The sequence below is a fragment of the Roseiflexus sp. genome, assembly GCF_057785375.1.
The window spans coordinates 1-4,368 of the sequence record NZ_JBYNRX010000109.1 but is presented as its reverse complement, the minus strand read 5'-3'; the positions used below and the strand labels follow the sequence as shown (position 1 = coordinate 4,368).

Sequence of the window (4,368 nt, the reverse complement as noted above, 5' to 3'; positions counted from 1 at the left end):
CGCGAGGCGCGAGGCGCGAGGGGGCAGGGGGGTGAGGGGCGCGAGGCGCGAGGCGCGAGGCGCGAGGGGGCAGGGGGGTGAGGGGCGCGAGGCGTGAGGGGGCGCTTCTTGCTATCGCTCTGCCCGGCGGCGCTCCGGTTCGCGCGAGCGGGGGAGCAGAATGTACTCGACCGACGGACGGCGCTGCGCTGTCTGCGGGTACAGCCCCATCAACTGGTACACGAGCGGCGGCATTTCGGTGCTGACCGGCAGACCCAGGTCGCGCGCCTCGCGCACGCTGATCGGGTAGTCGTGGGTCCAGACGCCGGTCGCCAGCATGGTGGCGATATGCCCGGCTTTCTCGGCGCCCATGCGATCCACCAGCAACTCGATGACGGTCGCCTTCACCTGGCGGATGGCTTTCTCGGCAATATCCGCCATAATCAGGGTCTCGTCTTCGATCTCGCCGATCGGCTTGCGTTCCAATACCTTGAGGATTGATGCTGCCGGGTGCTGCCCCAACTGCGGGTCTACCGGTCCAAGGACGGCATTTTCGTCCATCACAATCTCATCCGCCGCAAGCGCAATCAGCGTCCCGCCGGACATGGCGTAGTGCGGGACGAACACGGTGACTTTTGCCGGATGCTTGCGCAGTGCGCTGGCGATTTGTTCGGCTGCCAAAACCAACCCGCCGGGTGTGTGCAGGATCAGGTCAATCGGAACGTCATTATCGGTCATCTTAATCGCCCGTAGCACGGCTTCCGAGTCGTCGATGTCGATGTAGCGCACGAGTGGGAAGCCGAGCAGGCTGAGCGTTTCCTGGCGGTGGATCAGCACAATTACCCGGCTCCGACGCTGTTGCTCGAGACGTTCGAGCAGGCGCAGGCGCCCGTTCTCGAGCATTTTCTGGCGAATGACCGGTTGTAACGAGGAAATAATGAAGAAAATCCAGAACAGTCCGAGCAGATCCACGGGCAACCTCCACGATCACCAGGGCCAATATTCGTCCGCATAGAGGCGCCGCCGGTTGCGGCGCTGAATGAACAACCCCACAAGAACGATACCGGCGACGAACCCGCCGGCATGCGCCCACCACGCTACGCCGCCAAACCCCTGTGCGCCGGTGATAATCGCCAGCGTGCCGTTAAGCAACTGCGACAGGAACCAGACCCCCAGGTAGATGACTGCCGGGATTTCGATGAGCCACGGGAGAAAGAGTATTGGAACGAGCGTGATCACCCGCGCCGTCGGATAGAGGATCAGATAGGCGCCAAGCACGCCGCTGATCGCGCCGCTTGCGCCGATCGTCGGAATGGGCGAGTCCGGGTTAAAGAACACGTGGGTCAGGGCTGCGATCAACCCACAGATGATATAGAACGTCAGGTAACGCCCCCCTCCCATCCGATCTTCGACATTGTCGCCGAAGATGTAGAGCGCCAGCATATTGCTCAGCAGGTGTGACCATCCTCCGTGGAGAAACATCGAGGTAAACAGCGTGATGATCTGATCCGGTCCCGGATCGGCGAGCAAGCGCGCAGGAACGACGCCAAAGATCGTCACGAATCGTTCGGCATTGGCGCCAAACGCGATTTCGAGCAGGAAGATAGCAGCATTGACAACAATCAGCGTCCAGTTGACGAAGGGAAAGGAGCGTGCGTGAACGTTATCGTACAGCGGGATCATGCACCAGTTCTCCGCACATCAGGCTACTCCCGCTCTTCAACCCACTCCGCTTCGATCCAGACCATTGTGCGCTCGGTGCGGCGCCGTTCCGCGAGTTCGGCGCGCAGCCGCGCCACTTCGCGTTGCAGCGCCACCAGACGGCGTCGCATCTGAAGCACCACATCCACCGCCTCGTGAGAGAGTCCCAGGGTGTCGATCAAGCGACGCACGCGACGCAATTCGCACAGATCGTCTTCATCCGGTTCGGCAAATGCTCCGATCAGCCCCAGATCGATCAGGTCCTCGATGACTTCAACCGGCAGACCGGTCTGCGCTGCCAGCGTTTCGGGGTTGATGCGACGGATCAACATACCATCACTCCTGCAACATTTCCTGGAAAGATTGACGCAGACGCCGAGGCGCAAGGCGTTTTTTGACGAGCAGGCTTCAAAGCGTCCCAGCAATCAGCCAGAGGAGCACGACAATTACGACGCCAAGAATCAGAACAATCATCCAGTATTGACCGGCTGCCAGGCGGGGTGACGTCGATAGCCCCGGCGCGCCGGTCACCCTTTTTTTCGCGCGCTCCGCTCGCGCGCCAGGACGCGAATCGACTCGACTTCCGCATCGCTCAACGCTTCAGGCAGCACCAGTTTCACCCGCGCAAACAGATCGCCGCGTTCGGTGGGGCGCTCAAGACGCGGCATGCCCTTGCCGCGCAGGCGGAACACCTGATCCGCCTGCGTGCGCGGCGGAATCTTGAGCAGCGCCGAACCGTCCAGCGTCGGAACGCGCGCCTCGCCGCCGGCAATCGCTGTCAAGCAATCGACCGGGACCGTCGTGGTCAGATCATCGCCGTCGCGCTCGAACTGTGGATGCGGCAGAACGGTGATCAGCAGGTAGAGATCGCCAGGCGGTCCCCCGGCAATACCGGGGCGCCCCTGACCGGCGAGACGTACACGAGTGCCGGTGCGCGCGCCGACCGGAATCTTCGCCTCGATGCGTCGCGTACCCGCCTGAAGCGAGCGCGTCGTGCCGTGGAACGCCTCTTCGAGCGAAATCTCGACCGGCAACTCAATGTCGTGCCCCCGTTGCGGACCACGCGGCGCCGCAGCGCGTGGTTGGCCAAAGATCGCGCCGAAGAAGTCCGAAAAGGGGCTTTCGCTCCCGAACAGGTCCTCCAGGTCCTCCGGCGAGACCGTCGTATAGGTATAGACCGTCTGCCCCGGCGCCGTCTGCCAGGGACCCCAGTCGAACTCGCCGCTGCCGCCGCGTTGCTGCCAGCGCTGATACTGTTCGCGCAGCTGATCGTACTTGCGGCGACGTTCCGGGTCGCTCAACGCCTCGTAGGCTTCGTTGATCTCCTTGAAGCGTTCCTCAACCTGCTTATCGCCGGGATTGACGTCGGGATGGTACTGCCGCGCCAGTTTGCGGTACGCTTTCTTAATCGTCTGCTCGTCGGCATCGGGCGGAACGCCGAGGACGGCGTAGTAATCCTTGAAATCCATAAGCATTGCCTTATGGTGAAGAAATGGCGCAGGGGAATTATATCAGATGGGAACGGAAGAACGGTTGCCGGTGTAGAGTGGGACAACGTGAACCATCCGGAGCGTCTCACGCAGGTTCAGAACCTGTGGGAGGTGGTATACTGTCAGGCTGCAAACCGAAAGAGAGTCCTAAGTCGCTCAAGAAGCGGCTGGCAGCGCGGAAAGGAAACAGGTCGCCTGCATAACGGTTGGATACTGCTCAGGCGCCTCGTCTGGCTGGGAAATCTTCTTCCCGCGCTGTGGCTGAAGCGCCGTCCGCCAGCCAGCCTTCAAACGGCGACTTGCACAAAGGAGTGCAGACATGAACCGCAAAATGGAAGGAATCATCAGTGGTCTCGCCGCAGTACTGGTCCTCTTTACCGCTCTTCTCGACCCTTACGTCTCCATTGGACTTGCCGTCGTCGTGCTGATTGGGCTTGCAATCTACAACGTTCGCTTCGGGGCTTCGTCGTGAAGCGCAGTTAGTACGCTTGTTCAAGGAGCCCGCCGCGCGGAAGCCGAGGCTTCCCCGGCGGACACATACCTGGCGGTCGTTTGGAGAACCATCCCCCTGTTTGCTACAATATCCGTGCAAAGCAAGCAGTGGATTGACTTCACGGCAAAAAGCAACCACGAAGGTCACCAAGGGACACGAAGGACATGCGCTTCATGGTTCTCCCCCTTCGTGCGCTTCGGGTCCTTGGCGGTTGAGCCTTCCATGACTTCACCGCAACAAGCAACCATGAAGGTCACCAAGGGACACGAAGGACATGCACTTCATGTTTATTCACCTTTTTATTCCCCTTCGTGCGCTTCGGGTCCTTGGCGGTTGAGCCTTCCGTGACTTCACCGCAACAAGCAACCACGAAGGTCACCAAGGGACGCGAAGGACATGCGCTTCATGGTTCTCCCCCTTCGTGCGCTTCGGTCCTTGGCGGTGAAGCCTCTTTGCAGTGGACTCGTTGTTGGATCAATGCCGGGATGCCGGGGTGCGAAGAGTTCGGTACGGTGCAACGTGAGGGGCGTGAGGCGTGCGGTGCGAGGCGCGAGGCGTGCGGTGTGAGGCGCGAGGCGTGCGGTGCGAGGCGCGAGGCGTGCGGTGTGAGGCGCGAGGCGTGCGGTGCGAGGCGCGAGGCGTGCGGTGTGAGGCGCGAGGCGTGCGGTGCGAGGCGCGAGGGGGGCAGGGGGGTGAGGGGGCGCG

General features: G+C 61.7%; 6 protein-coding genes. 1 reads left to right on the top strand and 5 read right to left on the bottom strand.

From position 1 onward, the window contains the following. Positions 1-111: 111 nt before the first annotated feature. The 5 genes from AC3EA7_RS21855 to AC3EA7_RS21835 form a co-directional block, all read right to left on the bottom strand. Positions 112-951, bottom strand: a complete 840-nt coding sequence (locus tag AC3EA7_RS21855; protein WP_488616196.1) for an SDH family Clp fold serine proteinase — start codon at positions 949-951, stop codon at positions 112-114. 15 nt (positions 952-966) lie between these two features. Then, on the bottom strand, positions 967-1,662 hold the full coding sequence (locus AC3EA7_RS21850) for a rhomboid family intramembrane serine protease (RefSeq protein ID WP_488616195.1): 696 nt from the start codon (positions 1,660-1,662) through the stop codon (positions 967-969). Between the two features lie 23 nt (positions 1,663-1,685). Next, positions 1,686-2,012 carry a chaperone modulator CbpM gene (locus tag AC3EA7_RS21845; RefSeq protein WP_488616194.1) on the bottom strand — a complete coding sequence of 109 codons (327 nt, stop codon included), beginning with the start codon at positions 2,010-2,012 and terminating at the stop codon, positions 1,686-1,688. A 76-nt stretch (positions 2,013-2,088) separates the two neighbouring features. Continuing rightward, entirely contained in the window at positions 2,089-2,211 is a 123-nt protein-coding gene (locus tag AC3EA7_RS21840; protein ID WP_488616193.1) for a hypothetical protein, read from the bottom strand. Then, positions 2,208-3,149, bottom strand: coding sequence for a DnaJ C-terminal domain-containing protein (locus AC3EA7_RS21835; RefSeq protein ID WP_488616192.1), 942 nt, complete (start codon positions 3,147-3,149; stop codon positions 2,208-2,210). The genes AC3EA7_RS21840 and AC3EA7_RS21835 overlap by 4 nt, the downstream gene beginning before the upstream one ends. Before the next feature lie 340 nt (positions 3,150-3,489). Between AC3EA7_RS21835 and AC3EA7_RS21830 the strand changes: the two genes are divergently transcribed. Then, the gene (locus AC3EA7_RS21830; protein ID WP_488616191.1) at positions 3,490-3,642 is read left to right on the top strand and encodes a hypothetical protein; all 153 of its coding nucleotides are present in this window, start codon (positions 3,490-3,492) and stop codon (positions 3,640-3,642) included. Positions 3,643-4,368 lie beyond the last annotated feature (726 nt).

What these genes read in the sequence shown, in the direction of transcription:
- AC3EA7_RS21850 (WP_488616195.1), bottom strand. Translation starts at nt 1,662, where the DNA reads ATGATCCCGCTGTACGATAACGTTCACGCACGCTCCTTTCCCTTCGTC.
- AC3EA7_RS21835 (WP_488616192.1), bottom strand. Translation starts at nt 3,149, where the DNA reads ATGGATTTCAAGGATTACTACGCCGTCCTCGGCGTTCCGCCCGATGCC.
- AC3EA7_RS21845 (WP_488616194.1), bottom strand. Translation starts at nt 2,012, where the DNA reads ATGTTGATCCGTCGCATCAACCCCGAAACGCTGGCAGCGCAGACCGGT.
- AC3EA7_RS21830 (WP_488616191.1), top strand. Translation starts at nt 3,490, where the DNA reads ATGAACCGCAAAATGGAAGGAATCATCAGTGGTCTCGCCGCAGTACTG.